Source organism: Haladaptatus sp. DYSN1 (genome assembly GCF_029489995.1).
Classification (GTDB): Archaea; Halobacteriota; Halobacteria; order Halobacteriales; family Halococcaceae; genus QDMS2.
The window spans coordinates 2,008,483-2,025,518 of record NZ_CP120470.1 but is presented as its reverse complement, the minus strand read 5'-3'; the positions used below and the strand labels follow the sequence as shown (position 1 = coordinate 2,025,518).

General features: G+C 63.0%; 17 protein-coding genes. 12 read left to right on the top strand and 5 right to left on the bottom strand.

Annotation, left to right across the window (positions count from 1 at the left end; genetic code table 11):
- The first annotated feature begins 2 nt into the window (after positions 1 to 2).
- Together P0648_RS10785 and P0648_RS10780 are read left to right on the top strand one after the other, a co-directional pair.
- Positions 3 to 410: a plastocyanin/azurin family copper-binding protein gene (locus P0648_RS10785; protein ID WP_276247244.1), complete on the top strand. Its 408-nt coding sequence runs from the start codon at positions 3 to 5 to the stop codon at positions 408 to 410.
- Positions 411 to 452: 42 nt separating this feature from the next.
- Positions 453 to 1,043: an AsnC family transcriptional regulator gene (locus P0648_RS10780; RefSeq protein ID WP_276247245.1), complete on the top strand. Its 591-nt coding sequence runs from the start codon at positions 453 to 455 to the stop codon at positions 1,041 to 1,043.
- A 1-nt stretch (position 1,044) separates the two neighbouring features.
- Here P0648_RS10780 and P0648_RS10775 read toward each other — a convergent pair whose 3' ends face one another.
- Positions 1,045 to 1,242 carry a heavy-metal-associated domain-containing protein gene (locus tag P0648_RS10775; RefSeq protein ID WP_276247246.1) on the bottom strand — a complete coding sequence of 66 codons (198 nt, stop codon included), beginning with the start codon at positions 1,240 to 1,242 and terminating at the stop codon, positions 1,045 to 1,047.
- 55 nt (positions 1,243 to 1,297) lie between these two features.
- Positions 1,298 to 2,086 (bottom strand): class I SAM-dependent methyltransferase, encoded by a 789-nt coding sequence (locus tag P0648_RS10770; RefSeq protein WP_277503933.1) that lies wholly within the window; start codon positions 2,084 to 2,086, stop codon positions 1,298 to 1,300.
- A gap of 152 nt (positions 2,087 to 2,238) precedes the next feature.
- Between P0648_RS10770 and P0648_RS10765 the strand changes: the two genes are divergently transcribed.
- Together P0648_RS10765 and P0648_RS10760 are read left to right on the top strand one after the other, a co-directional pair.
- On the top strand, positions 2,239 to 4,803 hold the full coding sequence (locus tag P0648_RS10765; RefSeq protein ID WP_277503931.1) for a heavy metal translocating P-type ATPase: 2,565 nt from the start codon (positions 2,239 to 2,241) through the stop codon (positions 4,801 to 4,803).
- 147 nt (positions 4,804 to 4,950) lie between these two features.
- Positions 4,951 to 6,978 carry an LVIVD repeat-containing protein gene (locus P0648_RS10760; RefSeq protein WP_277503929.1) on the top strand — a complete coding sequence of 676 codons (2,028 nt, stop codon included), beginning with the start codon at positions 4,951 to 4,953 and terminating at the stop codon, positions 6,976 to 6,978.
- Positions 6,979 to 6,981: 3 nt separating this feature from the next.
- On the opposite strand, the gene P0648_RS10755 is transcribed toward P0648_RS10760, so the two are convergent.
- Complete coding sequence (locus P0648_RS10755; protein WP_277503927.1) at positions 6,982 to 8,025, bottom strand: succinylglutamate desuccinylase/aspartoacylase family protein; 1,044 nt, start codon at positions 8,023 to 8,025, stop codon at positions 6,982 to 6,984.
- Between the two features lie 121 nt (positions 8,026 to 8,146).
- On the opposite strand from P0648_RS10755, the gene P0648_RS10750 reads away from it, so the two are divergent.
- The 4 genes from P0648_RS10750 to P0648_RS10735 all read left to right on the top strand — a co-directional run bounded on the left by P0648_RS10750 (position 8,147) and on the right by P0648_RS10735 (position 11,272).
- On the top strand, positions 8,147 to 8,779 hold the full coding sequence (locus P0648_RS10750; protein WP_277503926.1) for a uracil-DNA glycosylase family protein: 633 nt from the start codon (positions 8,147 to 8,149) through the stop codon (positions 8,777 to 8,779).
- 72 nt (positions 8,780 to 8,851) lie between these two features.
- The gene (locus P0648_RS10745) at positions 8,852 to 9,895 is read left to right on the top strand and encodes an NAD(P)/FAD-dependent oxidoreductase (RefSeq protein ID WP_276247252.1); all 1,044 of its coding nucleotides are present in this window, start codon (positions 8,852 to 8,854) and stop codon (positions 9,893 to 9,895) included.
- A 60-nt stretch (positions 9,896 to 9,955) separates the two neighbouring features.
- Positions 9,956 to 10,234, top strand: coding sequence for a MoaD/ThiS family protein (locus P0648_RS10740; RefSeq protein WP_276247253.1), 279 nt, complete (start codon positions 9,956 to 9,958; stop codon positions 10,232 to 10,234).
- 42 nt (positions 10,235 to 10,276) lie between these two features.
- Positions 10,277 to 11,272: an MBL fold metallo-hydrolase gene (locus P0648_RS10735; protein ID WP_276247254.1), complete on the top strand. Its 996-nt coding sequence runs from the start codon at positions 10,277 to 10,279 to the stop codon at positions 11,270 to 11,272.
- A gap of 2 nt (positions 11,273 to 11,274) precedes the next feature.
- On the opposite strand, the gene P0648_RS10730 is transcribed toward P0648_RS10735, so the two are convergent.
- A complete protein-coding gene (locus tag P0648_RS10730) occupies positions 11,275 to 11,469 on the bottom strand; it encodes a hypothetical protein (protein WP_276247255.1) in 195 nt (64 codons plus the stop codon).
- A 206-nt stretch (positions 11,470 to 11,675) separates the two neighbouring features.
- On the opposite strand from P0648_RS10730, the gene P0648_RS10725 reads away from it, so the two are divergent.
- Entirely contained in the window at positions 11,676 to 12,143 is a 468-nt protein-coding gene (locus P0648_RS10725; protein WP_277503922.1) for an ester cyclase, read from the top strand.
- 78 nt (positions 12,144 to 12,221) lie between these two features.
- On the opposite strand, the gene P0648_RS10720 is transcribed toward P0648_RS10725, so the two are convergent.
- On the bottom strand, positions 12,222 to 13,751 hold the full coding sequence (locus P0648_RS10720; RefSeq protein WP_277503919.1) for an aldehyde dehydrogenase family protein: 1,530 nt from the start codon (positions 13,749 to 13,751) through the stop codon (positions 12,222 to 12,224).
- A gap of 81 nt (positions 13,752 to 13,832) precedes the next feature.
- On the opposite strand from P0648_RS10720, the gene P0648_RS10715 reads away from it, so the two are divergent.
- The 3 genes from P0648_RS10715 to P0648_RS10705 all read left to right on the top strand — a co-directional run bounded on the left by P0648_RS10715 (position 13,833) and on the right by P0648_RS10705 (position 17,019).
- Positions 13,833 to 14,549, top strand: coding sequence for a helix-turn-helix domain-containing protein (locus tag P0648_RS10715; protein WP_277503917.1), 717 nt, complete (start codon positions 13,833 to 13,835; stop codon positions 14,547 to 14,549).
- A 177-nt stretch (positions 14,550 to 14,726) separates the two neighbouring features.
- The gene (locus P0648_RS10710) at positions 14,727 to 16,049 is read left to right on the top strand and encodes an ABC transporter substrate-binding protein (RefSeq protein ID WP_277503916.1); all 1,323 of its coding nucleotides are present in this window, start codon (positions 14,727 to 14,729) and stop codon (positions 16,047 to 16,049) included.
- A gap of 37 nt (positions 16,050 to 16,086) precedes the next feature.
- Positions 16,087 to 17,019 (top strand): branched-chain amino acid ABC transporter permease, encoded by a 933-nt coding sequence (locus tag P0648_RS10705; RefSeq protein WP_276247260.1) that lies wholly within the window; start codon positions 16,087 to 16,089, stop codon positions 17,017 to 17,019.
- The last annotated feature ends 17 nt before the right edge of the window (positions 17,020 to 17,036 follow it).

The following is a 17,036-nucleotide window of genomic DNA, read 5'->3' as shown; positions in this document are numbered from 1 at the left end:
CGATGCGACGGCGCGACTTCCTGTGCAGCGGTGGGGCCGCACTGGCCCTTGCGCTCGCTGGCTGTTCCGCGACTGGTGGTAACGGCGGCGACGGCGACACCGTCGGGATGCAGAACTTCAAGTTCAATCCGAAGACGCTCACCGTGGACGCGGGCACGACGGTCACCTTCGACAACGACAGCGAAACGGACCACACCGTCACCGCCTACGAGCAGAAGATTCCCGCTGACGCAGCGTACTTTGCGAGTGGCGGATTCGAGACCGAACGGGCCGCCCGCCAGAATCTCACTCAAGGGCTCATCAAACCCGGCGAGACCTACGAACACACCTTCGAGGTCGCCGGGCGACACGAGTACTTCTGCATCCCGCACGAGGGGACGGGGATGAAAGGCACCATCGTGGTCGAATAACCCGCCGAAACTGGTTTTTTCGTCGTCCGCCTCTGTTGGCACATGGCTTCACTGGACGACATCGACCGAACGATTCTGCGCCTGCTGGTCGAGGACGCTCGTCGCCCGTTCAGCGAAATCGCAGAGCAGGTAGACCGCTCGCCGCCGACGGTCGCAGACCGCGTCGAACGACTACAGGACCTCGGCCTCATCACTCGGTTCACCGTTGCACTCGACCGCTCGCGCCTGAGCGACGGCCTCCCGATGCTCGTGGACCTCGCAGTCAAACCAGGAGCCACCGAGCGAGTGCGTACCGGCGTCCTCGACCTCGACGGGGTCGAACACATCTTCACCACGGCCGAAGGCCACGTCGTCTTTCAGGGACACCTCGGCGACAGAAACGTCGAATCGCTGCTCTCCGGCGTCGTCTCGCTCGAGGACATCCACTCGTACGACGTAGACCTGCTCTCTGACGTATCGTGGCAACCTGCCGTCGGCGAGGCGGCGTTCGCCCCGGAGTGTGCGGAGTGCGGGAACACCGTCACCGCCGAGGGTACCTCTGTCGTCCTCGATGACGACCGCTACCACTTCTGCTGTTCGTCCTGTGAAGTGCGGTTCACCGAAACGTACGAAGAGCTAAAACAAGGCGCCTGAGTTACGCGGAGGCGTCGTAGCCCGCATTTTCGACCGCCGAGACGAGTGTTTCCACGTCGGCGTCGCCCTCGATTGTCGCCGTATCTGTCTCCCGGTCTGCCGTCGCGTTCGTCACGCCAGCAACACCTTTCAGTGCCTCCTCGACAGTTGCCTCACAGCCGCCACAGCTCATCCCGGAAACGGTCAATTTCGTCGTCATACTCGTATTTAGGTGGGCAGCGTTTTGTCGGTTGCCCCTTCGAATCGAAGGCGCGCTACCCCTTTCGCGCCGTGATGGTGGTCACCTCGACGTGCTGGGTGAACGTCTCGCGGTCGAAGTGTGCGAGTTGCTCGCGGATGGCCCGCTCCAACTCTGTGGCCGCGTCCCCGAGCACCGCCGGTGAGCAGTACGAGAGGGAGAACACGTAGCCGACGATGCCGTCCGGCGTCCACTCGTGATCGAATTCGAGGTGTTCGATTTCGAGGCTTTCAAAGGCCGACTCCGCGAGCACGTCCTGGTGTAACCGGGCCGGGTCGTCGGTTCCGTCGGTGGAGTCGGGTACGGCTCGGAATTCTGCGGCGAAACTGGCGACCGAGCGTTGCCACTCGGCCTCGGGCAACGCCATCCAGTCGCCGTCGGTGAGCACCGCCACGCCGCCGCCGGGATTCGTCAGATCGGAGAGCGTGGTGAGCGTCCGGTCGCGGTCCATCCAGTGAAAGGACCGCCCCATCACGGTGAGGTCGAATGTGCCGAGCGATGCGTCTATCGTCGCGTCCGACCCGACGACCCAGTGGACGTTGTCCGCGCCAGCTTCGTCTGCCAGTCGTCGCGCCTCGCAGAGCATCTCCTCGTTCGGGTCCATGCCGACCACCTCTCCGGCGTGGGCGGCGAGTGGAATCGCGAGATGACCCGGCCCGCACCCGAGGTCGAGCACCCGCGACGGCTCGTCGAGGTCGAAGTTCGTGACCAACTGCTCGATGGCCCGCTCGTCGTACCGTGGACGATGACGTGCGTAGTACCGCGCCGTGCTCTCGAACAGTTCGGACGCATCTCGCGGTGGCATACCGGCCCGTTGTGTGCACTACGTTATGTCGATGTTGCCTTGCTTTCGGTACGACACTCCTCGTCCCGCCTTGGAATATAAACTCTTGGCCTCGATAATCGTCGGATTCCGAGGGACAAACCGCTTCAATCTCTAGTGCGTACTGTAGGACAATGGCTACCCGACGGGTTCAGTTCGCGATTTCCGGGATGAGTTGTGCGAACTGTTCGAAGACGATAGACACTGCCGTCAGGAACATAGACGGCGTCACCGAGGCGAGTATCAACTACGCCACGGACGAGGGCACGGTCGAATATGACCCCGAGCGCGCGTCACTCGCCGACATCTACGACGCAATCGAGGATGCGGGTTACGAGGCGGCCCGCGAGTCGGTCACTATCGGCATCACCGACATGACGTGTGCAAATTGCGCCGCGACGAACGAGCATGCCCTCGAACGGGTCCCCGGCGTCATCCGCGCGAAGGCGAACTACGCCACCGACGAGGCGCGCGTCGAGTACAATCCGGCAGAGGTCTCCCTCGCCCAACTCTACGACGCCATCGCGGAGGCTGGGTACACGCCGGTCCGCGACGAGGACGGCGAGGGTGAGTCGGAACGTGACCGGCGCGACGCGGCCCAGCACGCGGAAATCGACCGCCAGCGACGACTCACGCTGTTCGGTGGGGCACTCTCCGCGCCGCTGTTCGGCATGATGCTCGCCCACCTGTTCGCGCCGGGTCTCTTGCCGGAAACCGTCGCGGGCGTCCCGTTCGGCTGGGTCGCGTTCGCGTTTGCGACCCCCGTCCAGTACTTCTTGGGCAAGGAGTTTTACGAGAACTCGTACACGGCGCTCGTGAAAAATCGCACGGCGAACATGGACGTCCTCATCGCGCTTGGCTCTTCGACGGCGTACTTCTACTCCGTCGCCGTGCTGCTCGGCCTCATCGGTGGGGCGCTCTACTTCGACACCGCCGCGTTCATCCTCGTGTTCATCACGCTCGGGAACTACCTCGAAGCGCGTTCGAAGGGGCAGGCGGGCGACGCCCTTCGCGAACTACTCGAACTTGAAGCCGACACCGCGACGCTCGTAGACGAGGACGGCACCGAGCGCGAGGTTCCCCTCGAAGACGTGTCCGTCGGGGACCGGATGAAGGTCCGCCCCGGCGAGAAGATTCCAACCGATGGTGTGGTCGTCTCCGGGGAGAGCGCCGTGGACGAATCGATGGTCACCGGCGAGTCCGTGCCCGTAGAAAAGGCAGAAGGGGACGAGGTTGTTGGTTCGACCATCAACCAGAACGGCGTGCTCGTCGTGGAAGCGACGAAGGTCGGCGAGGAGACGGCGATTCAACAAATCGTCGCCCTCGTCTCCGACGCCCAGAGCCGCCAGCCGGAGATTCAGAACCTCGCAGACCGCATCAGCGCCTACTTCGTGCCCGCTGTCATCACGAACGCGCTCGTCTGGGGTCTCGTCTGGTTCTTCTTCCCCGAGGCGCTCGCCGGGTTCGTCCAGGGCCTTCCGCTCTGGGGGCTGGTCGCGGGTGGCCCACAGGTAGCCGGCGGTAGCGTCTCCGTCTTCGAGTTCGCTGTCATCGTCTTCGCCTCGGCCGTGCTCATCGCCTGTCCCTGTGCGCTGGGTCTCGCGACGCCCGCGGCCACCATGGTCGGGACGACCATCGGCGCGCGAAACGGGGTGCTGTTCAAGGGTGGTGACATCCTCGAACGGGTCCGCGACGTGGACACCGTCGTCTTCGACAAGACGGGCACGCTCACGGAAGGTGAAATGCTCCTCACCGACGTGGTCGCGCTCTCGGCGACCGACGGCGGCCAGGTACAGCGGGAAGCGAGCGACGAGGAGTTCGTCCTCTCTGTCGCTGCGAGCGCCGAGTCGGGGAGCGAACACCCCCTCGCCGAGGCCATCGTCGACGGTGCAAAAGAGCGCGACCTCGACGTCTCGACTCCCGAATCGTTCGAAAACGTTCCCGGCCACGGCGTGCGGGCGACCGTAGACCGCGGCGAGGTGCTCATCGGGAACCGGAAACTCCTCGCAGACGAGGGTATCGACACCGACCCCGCAGCGGAGACGATGGAGCAACTGGAACGCGAGGGGAAAATCGCGATGCTCGTCGCCCTCGACGGCCGCTTGCTCGGGGTCATCGCTACTGCAGACACGGTGAAACCGGGCGCGAAAGATGCCGTCTCGCAACTCCACGAGCGCGGCCTCGACGTGTGGCTCATCACGGGCGACAACGAACTGACCGCGCGCGCCGTGGCCGAAGAAGTCGGCATCGACCCGAACCACGTTCGCGCCGAGGTGTTGCCCGAGGACAAAGCAGAAGCCGTCGAGTCCATCCAGGCGGATGGCCGAACGGCGATGATGGTCGGCGACGGCGTCAACGACGCGCCAGCACTGGCCGCCGCGTTCGTCGGAACCGCCCTCGGCAGCGGGACCGACGTGGCGATTCAGGCGGCGGACGTGACGCTGATGCGCGACGACCCAGTGGACGTGGTGAAGGCCATTCGCATCTCGGAGGGGACGCTTCAGAAGATAAAACAGAACCTGTTCTGGGCGCTCGGCTACAACACGGCGATGATTCCTCTCGCCTCCCTCGGCCTGTTGCAACCGGTGCTCGCCGCGGGCGCGATGGCGTTTTCGAGCGTCTCGGTGCTCGCAAACAGCCTCGCCTTCCGACGCTACACGCCCGACCACGACTACGAACTACTGGGTCGGTTCCGGTAACCGCCGAGAGTGCACATCGCTGTGCACTGGCCGACAGTTTTCCCCTGAATTCAACGAGTCCACTCGTCGCACTCCTGTCTGTTTTCGAGACGTTTTGACGATTCTGTCACAAGCTTTTGGTAACGAAGTAGTGTGGCTGGAGATAGCATGGCATATTCTAACTCCTTCGGCGAAGCGACACGACGGACGGTACTCAAGGCGACTGCGGGTGCACTCGGCGTCGCGGCGGTTTCGGGGACGGCAGCGGCGAGCGACGGCGAGTACGACCCGTATCAGCCGGAAACGATCGGCAAGTCGAGCGACAACGTCTCGAACGCCGGCTATCACAGCATGGGAGCCATCGGCTCTGAGAGCACGGCTGGCAGGCCCGAGAACCCCCACTACGGCGGCATCACGGAGGTTCGCGTCCACGGCGACTACGCCTTCGTGGGGCTGTTTTCCTCGCGCGACGAAACTGACGGCCGCGGCGTCGCCATCGTCGATATCAGCGACTACAACCGCGCAGAGACGGAGGCCGACTTGGACCAGGCCGAGATGACGGTCCTCTCGTTCTTCGGCAACCAGAATCCGGGGACGGCCATCATGGACGTGAAGGTCTCCGCGGACGGGAACTATCTGTTCCTCGGCACACAGCCGATTACGGCCCTGTTCGGCGAACTCACCACGAGTACGGACTCGGATGCAGACAGCACGTCCGGGACGAACACCGGCGGCGTCGTCGCCGTGGACGTAACCGACAAGGGCAATCCCACCATCGCGGGGACGTTCGACGCCTTCACGACGGGAATTCATAATCTGTTTCACCACCGCATTGGCGGAAACGACTACGTCTTCGCGTGCAAGGACATCGAGTACGCGGGCGATGCCGGGATGTACGTCTTCGAGTTCCACCGAGACACCGGCCTGCTCGAACTCGTGAATCGCTGGACGGTGCCGGAAGAACCAAACACGGACGCCGCGCCGTTCCCGTTCTTCTACTGTCACGACGTGGAAGTGCAAGACGACCCGAAGACGGGGACGCCAACGGCGTATCTCTCGTACTGGGACGCCGGCCTCCAAGTGCTGGACGTGAGTGACCCGACCAGCATCACGCGCATCGGCCGCTTCGAGATGCGCCAGGCACACTTCGCGACGCCAGCGCCAGACCTCGTGGACGGAAAGCGCGTCTGCATCGCCAGTCACGAGGAACCGTCGGGTGACTACGACGACGGCATGGAGGAGAAATCGAATCCAAAGTCCACTGGGACGGTATTCCTGGTGGACGCAGACGGCATCTACGAGGACCCCTCCGTCACGACGGACCTCCCGCTCCTCGACGACTGGACGTGGCAGAACGCCACGACTATCGAGGGCGTAGACGACATCGAATTTACCGACTTCGCGCTCAGTCCGCACAACTCCACCGTCGAGAAGCACGTGGACCCGAGGTCCGGCGCGGTCGAATTCTACGTCCACCAGGCTCACTACCACGGCGGCCTGCGCTACCTCAACATCGACACGGGTGACTGGTCGCTCGTCGAGACCGGGTGGTCGCGCCCACAGTACGACGTTCCAGAAGCCTCGATGATGGAAGGGTTGAACGCGACGACGCCGAACATCTGGGGGGCCGATGTGAGCAACGGCGTCACCTTCGCCGCGGACATCAACCAGGGCATTCACGCCATCTACAACACAGATCTCCCGATTAGCGGCGCGACGCCGGTCGTGGCGCTCGAACGGTCCGACGACGGCTCCGTGTTCACAGGTGGCCAGACCGACCACGTGACGCTCAAGCTGCAGTACGCAGAGAGCGACGTGCTCATCCGCGACCGCCTGCCCGAATCGTGGACGGTCGCAGACGGCGACGACCACACGACGTACCTCGAAGGCGGCGGGCGCATGGTCGAGTTCACGAACCCCGTGAGCGAGGCCGACCCAGAGCGCAACTACTTCGCCGAAGTGCCGTCCGGCGCGGAGACGACCGGCGACTACACCTTCGGCCCAGTCGAGTTCAGCCACGACGGCGGCGACACCTGGCACGAAATCGAGGCGACGACGGAGGTCAACACCGTCTCCGGCACGTCCACGAACACGAACTCGCTGACGCTCGGCACCATCGGCGGCGCGGCCGGTGTGTTCTACCACCAACGCGAAAAAGTTCTGAACACGGTTCGCGGTGTGTTCGGCGACGAGTAGGGTTCAGTACCCTTCGAGCACCGCGTTTCTGCGCTGAATCCGGTCCTGTTCTGATTCGATAACTTCGCGCGTGCGGTCGTCCACTTCGACGAGATGACAGAGCGGGTGGCCCGGCGCTGCGACCGGGTTCTGGAGCAAGCCAACGAGGAGTCCGGTGAACGGCGCTTCTACGTCGTGGACCTCGTCTTTGAAGTGGTCGGTGATGGTCACGATGACTTCACCTTCGTAGACGAGTTCTCGCCGCCCGTGGTGCATCTCCACGAGGCCGCCGACGTCCGCGCGCAGCCAGGTTTTGTCGCTGTCGCTCCCGATGACCTTCGTCCAGCCGGGCCAGTGGATGGCCGCGTCGGGAAGCATCTCGTACTCTGCGAGGATGCTTTCGACGCCTTGCAGGCCACGTTTGATGAGGCGACGCTGGAACCGGTGGGCTTGCCCCATCTCGATGGTGATGGTCGGCACGCCAGCACTCGTCGCCGCCCCGCGCAGCGACCCGCCATCGCCCCCACCGCCGAGGATGACGTTCGCACCGAACGACCGGGCGAGGCGTTCGACTTCGGGGTCGCTCATGTCGGCGCGGACGTGAAACATCGTCGTCCGATTGCGCGTCGAGGTGTGGAAATCGAGGCCGAGGTCACATTGCTTGATGAAGGTCGAAAAGAGGTTGTTCGCCATGCGCTCTGCGGTGTTCGACCGCTCTTTCCCCGGGAACGATCGGTTCAGGTCGAGGTCGTAAATCGGGATGTAGCGTTGCTGGGCGAGGTACCCCGGAATGTTGACGACGTGGATACAAACGAGCGTCCCGTGCAGGTTGCCCGGCTTGTACGTCGAGGCGGCTTCCTGGACGACTTTCACCCCGTTCAGTTCGTCGCCGTGGATGGCGGCGGTCAGGAAAACCGACGGCCCGGGCTGGCGGCCGTTGATGATGGTGACTGGAATCTCGACGGGGTCGCCGAGGTAGGTTTCGCTGATTTCGTGTCGGAGCGTCCGAACCTCCCCTGGTTCGACCGTTTCCCCGTTGTAGTGAAAGGCGTTCGAAAATTCGGCCATATCGGAGTGTCTCAGGGTGACGCAAAGTAGCTTCCCCCGGCCGTGAGAAATCGTGTAAAACCGAGAGAGGAGGCCTCTGTGGACCGTTGGCGTTTTATCGGAGAACCGTCTATCGGGGTGCGTGCAGAATATTACCGACCGGACGCGCAACCCCTTCGGCATGCGCACGCCACCGGAATACGCCGAGACGGCCGCCCAGACGGTGTTCGGCTACGGGGACGCGAACGCCGACTTCCACCTCATCGGCGACCACCCGGGCGTCCACGGCGGTCGGAAGACGGGCGTCCCCTTCACGGAGGGAGTCGCCGGCAAGCGCCTCCAGCCGATTCTCCACGAACTCGGGTTCCTCGCGGACGCCTACGACGACGAGCCACGCCCGACGAACCTCTACTGTTCGTACATCCACATGTGCACCGTCGACGACGGCGAGACACCGACGCGAGCGCAGTACGACGCACTCGAACGCTACTTCGACGCCGAGTTGCGAGCCATCAACGGACACATCTTGATGCCCGTCGGTGAGCAGGCGATCCGGCACGTCGTTCGCGAGTACACCACCCAGGAGCGCCACCTCGATTTCGACATGGCTGCGCTTCACGGAAACGACGTGCGCGGCGGTGGCTTTCTCGTGTTTCCGATTCGTGACCCGACCGAGTGGGAGGACGGCGACGCCGAGTATCTCGAAACGAAACTCCGCGCCCTGCTGAACTCCGACTACCGCCAGACGAAAGGCGTGGCGACGATGATCGGGTGACGTTGCTTCTCGCTGACTGAATTACCTTCCCGTTACCGGCGTATTATGAGGCTCTGGCGACTACGCAGTTCCATGAATGAGACGCCCGAGTACGACGTGACCGTTGTCGGCGGTGGTCCCGCCGGTCTGACTGCTGCGCTCTACACGACCCGTCTGTCGCACGACACGGCGGTCATCAACCGCGGCGGCGGCCGCGCGGCGATGATGATGGACACCCACAACGTCCTCGGCATCACCGAAGACGTATCCGGAAACGAGTTTCTCCAGACCGCAGTCGAACAGTTGGAGGGCTACGGCACAGACTACTTCCGCGATACGGTGACGGCCATTACGGCAACCGAGGACGGCCCGCGACGCTTCCTCGTCGAGGCAGGCGACGTCTCCGTCTACACCGACTACGTGGTCGTGGCAACCGGGTTCACCGACAAGCGCCCGGAGCCACCGCTTCCCCGCACCGGTCGTGGCCTCCACTACTGTCTGCACTGTGACGCCTACATGTTCGTGGACGAACCGGTGTACGTGATGGGGCACTCGAACAGCGCGGCCCACGTCGCGATGATTATGCTGAACTTCACCGACCGCGTGGACATCCTGCTCCGGGGTGCAGAGCCAACGTGGTCCGAGAAAACGGACACACTCGTTCGCGCCCACCCGGTAAACATCATCGAGGCGGACATCGAATCGAAGTTCCCGGACGAAGACGACCCCTCCTGGCTCGGCGGCTTCGAGTTCGAAGACGGCACCCGCCGCGAGTACAAGGGCGGATTCGCGATGTACGGCTCCGAGTACAACACCGCCCTCGCCGAATCGCTCGGCGTGGACCTCAACGACGACGGAACCATCGCGGTGGACGACCACGGGAAGACGAACGTCGAAGGCGTCTACGCCGTCGGCGACGTGACGCCCGGGCACAACCAGATTCCCGTCGCGCTCGGCGAAGGGGCAAAAGCCGGCATCTCCATCCACTACAGCGCTCGGACGTTCCCGATGTCGCTCGACGAAATCGAGGAGCTGGGCGGCGAAATCGACGCGGCGCACGCGCCCGCCATCTCCGAAAAACTCCGCGACGCGGCAGTCAAACACGAAGCCGGCGAAGTCGTCGCCGACGACGACTGAACATTGCCCACCGGTCGGTTCACACGCGAATTTTTCACTCCGGGTCGCCAATGTGCGAGCATGCCCGTTACCCTGGACCTCGCTTCGAACTACGCCGACGCCGTCGGTAACGACCACCTGACCGAACCGCTCGCAGAGGAGACGACGGTGTACGCCCTTCTGAACGAAATCGCCGAGGCACATCCCCCCGTCCACGCCCTCTGGTTCCGGGCGAACGGCCAGTTGCGCGGCCACGTCGAGATAAACGTCGATGGCACGGACATCCACGACCTGCAAGGTCCCGAGACGGTCGTCACCGACGGCGCGAGGATTACAGTGCAGCCGGCGATGGGGTGCTGAGAAACCAGAAACAGTGATGTGTCCGCCCACTCGACTGTGCGTGTGAAGCAGATTCAACTCGAGTGTACGGTGTTCGAGGGGGAAAACAGCGTGTACCTGCTCGGGACCGACGACCCCGAGGCTCCCGTCACGCTCGTGGACACGGGCGTCGCGGTGGACGAGGTGCGCGAGCAATTGCACGACGCCCTCGCCGCCGAGGGACTCGCGTTCGCGGACGTAGACGAAGTGCTCCTGACCCATTGGCACGAGGACCACAGCGGCCTCGCCGGGTTCGTCCAGGAGCGAAGTGGTGCGACGGTTCGCGCCCACCACGCTGACGCCGACCTCATCGAACGCGACCCGGCGGCCTGGGACGACCTGTTCGACAGTCAGCGGTCGAAACTCGACGAGTGGGGGATGCCAGAAGACAAGCAGGCAGAACTCCTGCCCATCATCGAACGCGACGAGGCGATGGCCGAGGGCGCACCCGAAGTCACGCGCTTCGAGGCGGGCGACCGCTTCGAGATTGGCGACCTCACGCTCGAAGTCGTCCATCTCCCCGGACACACCGAAGGTCAGTGCGGGTTCGTGTTCGAAGGCGAGGAGGGGGCGGAACTGTTCTCCGGCGACGCGCTGTTGCCCAAGTACACGCCGAACGTCGGCGGAGCGGACGTGCGCGTTGACGAGCCACTCGCCAAGTACCTCGACACGCTCACCAACATCGTAGACGCAGACTATTCGGTCACGTGGCCGGGCCACCGCCAGCGTATCGACGACCCGGCGGCGCGGGCGAAGTACATCGTCGACCACCACCGCGAGCGCACCGAGAAGGTCCTCGCGGTTCTGCGCGAACACGGCCCTGCGGACGCGTGGACCGTGAGTGCCCACCTGTTCGGGGAACTGCGCTCGATTCACATCCTGCATGGACCGGGCGAGGCGTCCGCTCACCTCTCGCACCTTGAAGCGGACGGCGTGGTCGAACAGACCGAAGAAGGGTACGCGATTGTGGAAGCTACGCCGGAGTTAGACGACCTGTTCCCGGCCGTCGAACTGGCGTAGATTCACTTCGTGGAGAGTTGGCTCTGATTTTCCGCGTCAACGAGGTTGCGCAGGCGGTTCCTGCACGTCGTAGAGAAGGTTCGCTGGGCCTGTTGCCAGGCTGGCCGGGTCGGTTCTGTCGTGGTTTCTGGTGTCGGTTCGGTGGGCGAAGCCCACTTGTCGCCGGGGAAGGTGTAGGTCTCCTGGTTCGTGCTCATGTCGATGGTGGATTGCAATTTGTTCGATAGCGAAACGCGGACGTGCTGGCTTTGCGTGCGAGACCTACGGGAAGGTGATGAAGTGTCATCACTCCTTCCTGCGACCCAGACTATCATAAACGTTCATGTTGAACGCAACTGTTGCCTGCGCGCTCGTATGCTACCTTATCTCGTGAGAACTCGTAGCTCTATTTGGGGTGAAACCCATGGCAGCAACAAGTGGCCTCACCACTGACCAGAACAAGGAACGGGCACGACAGTACCTGAAAGCAATTGAAGACCACACTGACGGCCGTATCGAGACGTTGACCGACCTCGTTGCGACGGACGTCGTGAACCACGCGCCGGTATCGAGTGACGAACTCAGCACGGGGGAAATGCGGGGCATCGACGCCTTCCGCGAACACGCAGAATCCGTCACGCACGCCTTCCCAGACGTGCGATTCGATATTCACGACATGCTCGCAGAGGACGACCGCGTGATGGTGCGGTTCGACCTCGTTGGTACACACGACGGTCCCTTCATGGGGGTCGACGCAACGGGCAAGAAGATAACCGTATCTGGCATCGTCGTCTACCGGTTCGAAGATGGAAAGATAGTCGAACGATGGAGCGAAGCCGACCTCGTCGGCCTGCTCCGGCAAGTCGGCGCGTTACCCGAATCGCTCGCGTAATTTCGCGCCCTCATTTTTGACAGCGTAAAACCGATGGCTCATCGGAAAGAAAGATATAAAACGTAGATTCGAGGGCGCTCAGTCGTCCTGGGTCTTGATGTCCGCAGAGAGGCCCTGAGCCATCTGGATGTCCTTCGAGTTGTTGAGCGTCCACGCGGTGCGCTCGGTGACGGCTTCGATGATTTCGCGGGCCGAAGGATAGCCGTTGCCCGACTTCTTGACGCCGCCGAACGGGAGGTGGACCTCTGCGCCGATGCACGGGAGGTTCCCGTAGGCGAGGCCGACTTCTGCGTGGTCGCGGAAGTAGTTGATTTCGCGGTAGTCCTCGGAGATGATTGCGCCGGCGAGGCCGTACTCGGTGTCGTTCTGAATCTCGACGCCTTCCTCGATGTCACCGGAGTACTTGAGGAGCGCAACGTGCGGGCCAAACACTTCCTCGTGGGTGCAGCGAAGTGGCTCGTAGGGGTCTGCTTCGTAGACGAACGGGCCGACCCAGTGACCGTCTTCGTGGCCGTCTGGAATCTCGCTTTCGTCGAGTTCGGTGCGGTCTACGAGCACGTTCACGTCCTCTTTGCGGGCGAGGTCCGCGTAGGAGAGGACCTTTTCCTTGTGGCCTTCCTCGATGAGCGGGCCCATGAAGGTGTTCTCGTCGAGTGGGTCACCGACGGAGACCTGCTCTGCGAGTTCGACGAATCGCTCTTTGAACTCGTCGTAGACTTCCTCGTGGACGACGAGACGCTCTGAGGAGACACAGCGCTGGCCGGTCGTCTTGAACGAGGACATCAGCGCGGAGTGGACGGCGATGTCTAGGTCCGCCTTCTCCGTGACGACGATGTTGTTCTTGCCGCCCATCTCTGCGGCGACGAGTTTGCCCGGTTCGCCACCGACTTTGGAGGCGATTTCGTGGCCGACTTCGGCGGAGCCGGTGAACAGGACCGTGTCGATTTCGGGGTTGTCGACGATGGCCGCACCGGCGTCGCCGAAGCCCTGAATCATGTTGAACACGCCGTCTGGAATGCCCGCGTCCTCGAACATCTCCGCGATAATCTGCGCACACCACGGGGTCTGCTCTGCCGGCTTCCACACGACGGTGTTGCCTTCGACGAGCGCGACGGCCATGTGCCAGAACGGAATCGCGACCGGGAAGTTCCACGGCGTGATGCAGCCGATGACGCCGCGGGGCTTGCGGCGCATGTAGGCGTCCTTGCTCGGAATCTCCGAGGGAATCACGTCCCCTTTCGGGTGGCGGGCGTCGCCTGCGGCCCACTCCACCATGTGGTAGGCTTCGATGACGTCTGCGCGACCTTCGGAAATCTCCTTGCCGCACTCTTTGGTGACGATTTCGGCGAGTTCCTCGGTGCGTTCTCGCATCTCGTGGTAGATGTCCCAGAGGTACTCTGCACGGTCGATGTGCGAGAGGTTGCGCCACTCCTCGAAGGAGTCTTCTGCGATGTCGATTGCCGATTCTACGTCCGCTTCGGTTCCGCGGCGGAACTCGCCGAGAACCTCTCCCGTTGCCGGGTTCTTGCTTTCGAAGGTGTCGTCACCTTCGCCGTCTGTCCACTCACCGTTGATGTAATGCTGAAAGACGCTCGTCTCCTGAGCCATATTTACAATCTATCGAAGATTACGGTATAACCCAACCCGCCCATGGAAGGGTACAAGTGGATACTCCCCTAGACACCGATAATGAGCCAGACCAGACAGCACACGGGCACGCGGCTGACGCTCACCCTCTGGCACCCCGACTGCTGGGCAATCGAATCGACGGAAAAGACCGGTGGCGGCGTCCTTGGGCACGCGGTGTACAGTTCGCCAAAAACCACGGACACCGAGATAAACGGGCTGTTCACCGCCTACGGCGAGAGTACGGCGCAGGTCGAAGCCTTACTCGAAACCATCAAGGAGTCACCGCACGCCGGGCAGGTTCACGAATTGCAGGAGCGATTCGGGAAACAGAGTTCGACCAGCGTCCCCGGAAACGTCGCCCGCGAGTTCTTCGTGGAGTACAACCCGCAGGATATGGTGTGCCCCACGCTCCTCAAGTACGGGTTCGTCCACAGTGCCCCGGTTCGCATCGAGGACGGCCGCGAATACTGGCAGGTCGTCTTCGCCGGTGAACGGAGCGAAATCGAGTCCCAGCTCGATGGCGTCCGCGACGAAGCGGGAGCCGAGGTCACCGTCTCGCGCATCTCCACCTCGCCGCCGGCAGAACCAGAACGCAAGCGTCGCGTCGAGACGCTCACGTCGAGCCAACGAGAGGTGTTCGACCTCGCGCGCAAACGCGGTTACTACCAGTGGCCACGGGGCGTTTCGACCCGTGAACTCGCCGCCGAACTCGACGTCTCGAAGACGACGCTCCTCGAACACTTGCGCAAGGCCGAGGCGAAACTCTTAGACCCCTAAACGGGCGTCAGTTCGGACGCGCGCCCTGCTATTTTGGTTTACTTTCGAACAAGTACGGGGTAAATTCGGTTCGGGCGGGAAGATAATTGGTGCCACCGAGACGGGAACTTTACCGAGTACCGACCATGGGCGGTGATAGATATAACCAATGGTAGTAGTAAGCAGAGAACAGTTCACATGATACCAAATGACGGGCGTGAACCGCTCACTCGCAGAGATCTTCTGAAAGTATCGGGGGCCGGTGGCCTCGCACTCATCGCGGCGACAGCAGGTTGCCTCGAATCGGGCAACGACGGCGGCGACGGTGGTAATGGCGGAGACGGTGGCGGCAACGACGGCGGTAACGACGGCGGCGGTAGCGGAACCGGCGGCAGCGACACGCTGACTATCGGGATGGTCGACTCCATCACCGGGTCGCTCGCACCCTACGGCGAGCGCAACGAACGCGGACGGACGCTCGCGCTCGACGCCGTAAACGCGGCGGGTATCGGCGAGAACGGTGCGAAACTCGAAATTACCGTCGAGGACGACGAGAGCAAAAGTGCGCCGGGGGTCAACGCCGCGCGCAAACTCGTCAATCAGGACGGCGTCCCGTTGCTCATCGGCTCTGTCGGGTCGGGCGTCTCCATCGCCATGCACGATTCCGTCATCTCGGGGACGGACGTGGTCCACATCAGTCAGAACTCCACGAGTCCGAAACTCACCGACAAGCCGGACCTCCTGCGGATGAGTCCGAGCGGTGCAGCGAAGGGCAAGGCGCTCGCCGAACTCATCGGCCGCGACCACGACAACGTGGCAGTCACGTGGATTAACAACGACTACGGGACGGGACTCTCTGAGGTGTTCGAAGCCGAGTTCGCGGGCACCGTTTCCTACAACTCGCCGCACGACCAGGGGCAGGCATCCTACCGCGGCGTGCTCACCGAGATGGCCGACACTGACGCCAGCGCGTGGCTGTTCATCACCTACGCGAACGAGTACACCAACATGGTCAACGAGGCGTACGACCAGGGCTACCACGAGCAAGTGGACTACTACGGTGCGGAGAGTACCATCGCCGACTCCATCATCGAAAACACGGAACCGGGTAGCCAGAACGGCATGACCGGCATCACCGAGAGCGCACCGAGCGACCAGGAGAGCTACAAGCAGTTCAAGAGCGACTTCGAGGCAGAGTTCGACACCTCACCGACCGTCTGGGCCGCCTACGCCTACGACGCAGTGACCGTCGCCGCAATCGCCATCGAGGCTGCAGACGACTTCTCGGGGGCGGCAATCTCCGAAGTCGTCCGCGACGTCACGCGTCCAGAAGGCACGAAGGTGTACTCCTTCGAGGAGGCGAAACAGGCGCTCGCAGACGGCAGCTCCGCCGCCGACATCAACTACGAAGGCGTCAGTGGCCCAGTCGACTTAGACGAGAACGGTGACCCACCTGGCTTCTACCAGATTTACCGGGTCACGGACCACGAGTACGAGTTCGGCGACTTCATCACGGGCTAATCTATGCCCGTATTCTTTCAGCGTGGAGGTGTGAGCAATGGCTAACGTCGCCCAGGTGCTCGCTGATGGCCTCGTCTTCAGTTGCATCATCATCCTCGGGGCGATTGGCCTCTCGCTCATCTACTCCATCGCCGACTTCGCGAACTTCGCCCACGGCGACCTGATGACGGTCGGCGCGTTCGGCGCACTCGTCGGCGCGACGGAACTCGCCAAAGTGCTCCCCGGCGAGAGCATCGTCTTCTTCGAGTTGCCACTCTCGCTCTACGGCGGTCTGGTCATTGGCATGGCAGTCGCCGCCGCCGTTGCGCTCATCACCGAACGCCTCATCTACCGGCCGCTCAGCGATGCCGGCTCTATCGAGTTGCTCATCACGAGTATCGGGATTGCACTCGCCTACCGGGCAATCATCCAACTGGGCTTCGGTGCCGACCAGGAGCGGTACGACTTTTCCTCGCAGGGCCCCATCGACTGGCTCCTCGAGTTGACGCAAGGAATCGGCGGCGTCGCACTCACGCAACGCGACGTCATCATCCTCGTGTTCACGATACTGCTCGTCGCCGGCCTCCACGCGCTGTTGCAGTACACGACCCTCGGCCGGAAGATGCGAGCGACCGCGGACAATCCGAATCTCGCTCGCGTGAGCGGCATCCGCACCCGTGAGGTCGTTCTCGCGATGTGGATTATCGGTGGCGCACTCGCCGCTGCGGGCGGGATCTTCCTCGGTATCGACACCCTCGTCCGCCCACGCATGGGCTTCGACCTGCTCTTGGTCGTCTTCGCCGCGGTCATCCTCGGCGGCATTGGCTCCGTCTACGGCGCGATGCTTGGCGGGCTCGTCATCGGGATGGCCCACGAGATGACGATTCTGGTTCCGTTCGTGCCAGTCGAGTACGCACCTGCCGTCGCGTTCGCGCTGATGATTATCATCCTACTCGTCCGTCCGCAGGGCATCATGGGGGAGGCCGTATGAGCGACGATTCGTCTCCG

Excerpts from the sequence above, each read along its gene's own strand:
- P0648_RS10730 (WP_276247255.1), bottom strand. The coding sequence starts at position 11,469 with ATGAGCACGAACCAGGAGACCTACACCTTCCCCGGCGACAAGTGGGCT.
- P0648_RS10720 (WP_277503919.1), bottom strand. The coding sequence starts at position 13,751 with ATGGCTCAGGAGACGAGCGTCTTTCAGCATTACATCAACGGTGAGTGG.
- P0648_RS10765 (WP_277503931.1), top strand. The coding sequence starts at position 2,239 with ATGGCTACCCGACGGGTTCAGTTCGCGATTTCCGGGATGAGTTGTGCG.
- P0648_RS10780 (WP_276247245.1), top strand. The coding sequence starts at position 453 with ATGGCTTCACTGGACGACATCGACCGAACGATTCTGCGCCTGCTGGTC.
- P0648_RS10745 (WP_276247252.1), top strand. The coding sequence starts at position 8,852 with ATGAATGAGACGCCCGAGTACGACGTGACCGTTGTCGGCGGTGGTCCC.
- P0648_RS10710 (WP_277503916.1), top strand. The coding sequence starts at position 14,727 with ATGATACCAAATGACGGGCGTGAACCGCTCACTCGCAGAGATCTTCTG.
- P0648_RS10785 (WP_276247244.1), top strand. The coding sequence starts at position 3 with ATGCGACGGCGCGACTTCCTGTGCAGCGGTGGGGCCGCACTGGCCCTT.
- P0648_RS10715 (WP_277503917.1), top strand. The coding sequence starts at position 13,833 with ATGAGCCAGACCAGACAGCACACGGGCACGCGGCTGACGCTCACCCTC.
- P0648_RS10725 (WP_277503922.1), top strand. The coding sequence starts at position 11,676 with ATGGCAGCAACAAGTGGCCTCACCACTGACCAGAACAAGGAACGGGCA.
- P0648_RS10705 (WP_276247260.1), top strand. The coding sequence starts at position 16,087 with ATGGCTAACGTCGCCCAGGTGCTCGCTGATGGCCTCGTCTTCAGTTGC.
- P0648_RS10755 (WP_277503927.1), bottom strand. The coding sequence starts at position 8,025 with ATGGCCGAATTTTCGAACGCCTTTCACTACAACGGGGAAACGGTCGAA.
- P0648_RS10740 (WP_276247253.1), top strand. The coding sequence starts at position 9,956 with ATGCCCGTTACCCTGGACCTCGCTTCGAACTACGCCGACGCCGTCGGT.
- P0648_RS10775 (WP_276247246.1), bottom strand. The coding sequence starts at position 1,242 with ATGACGACGAAATTGACCGTTTCCGGGATGAGCTGTGGCGGCTGTGAG.
- P0648_RS10770 (WP_277503933.1), bottom strand. The coding sequence starts at position 2,086 with ATGCCACCGCGAGATGCGTCCGAACTGTTCGAGAGCACGGCGCGGTAC.
- P0648_RS10760 (WP_277503929.1), top strand. The coding sequence starts at position 4,951 with ATGGCATATTCTAACTCCTTCGGCGAAGCGACACGACGGACGGTACTC.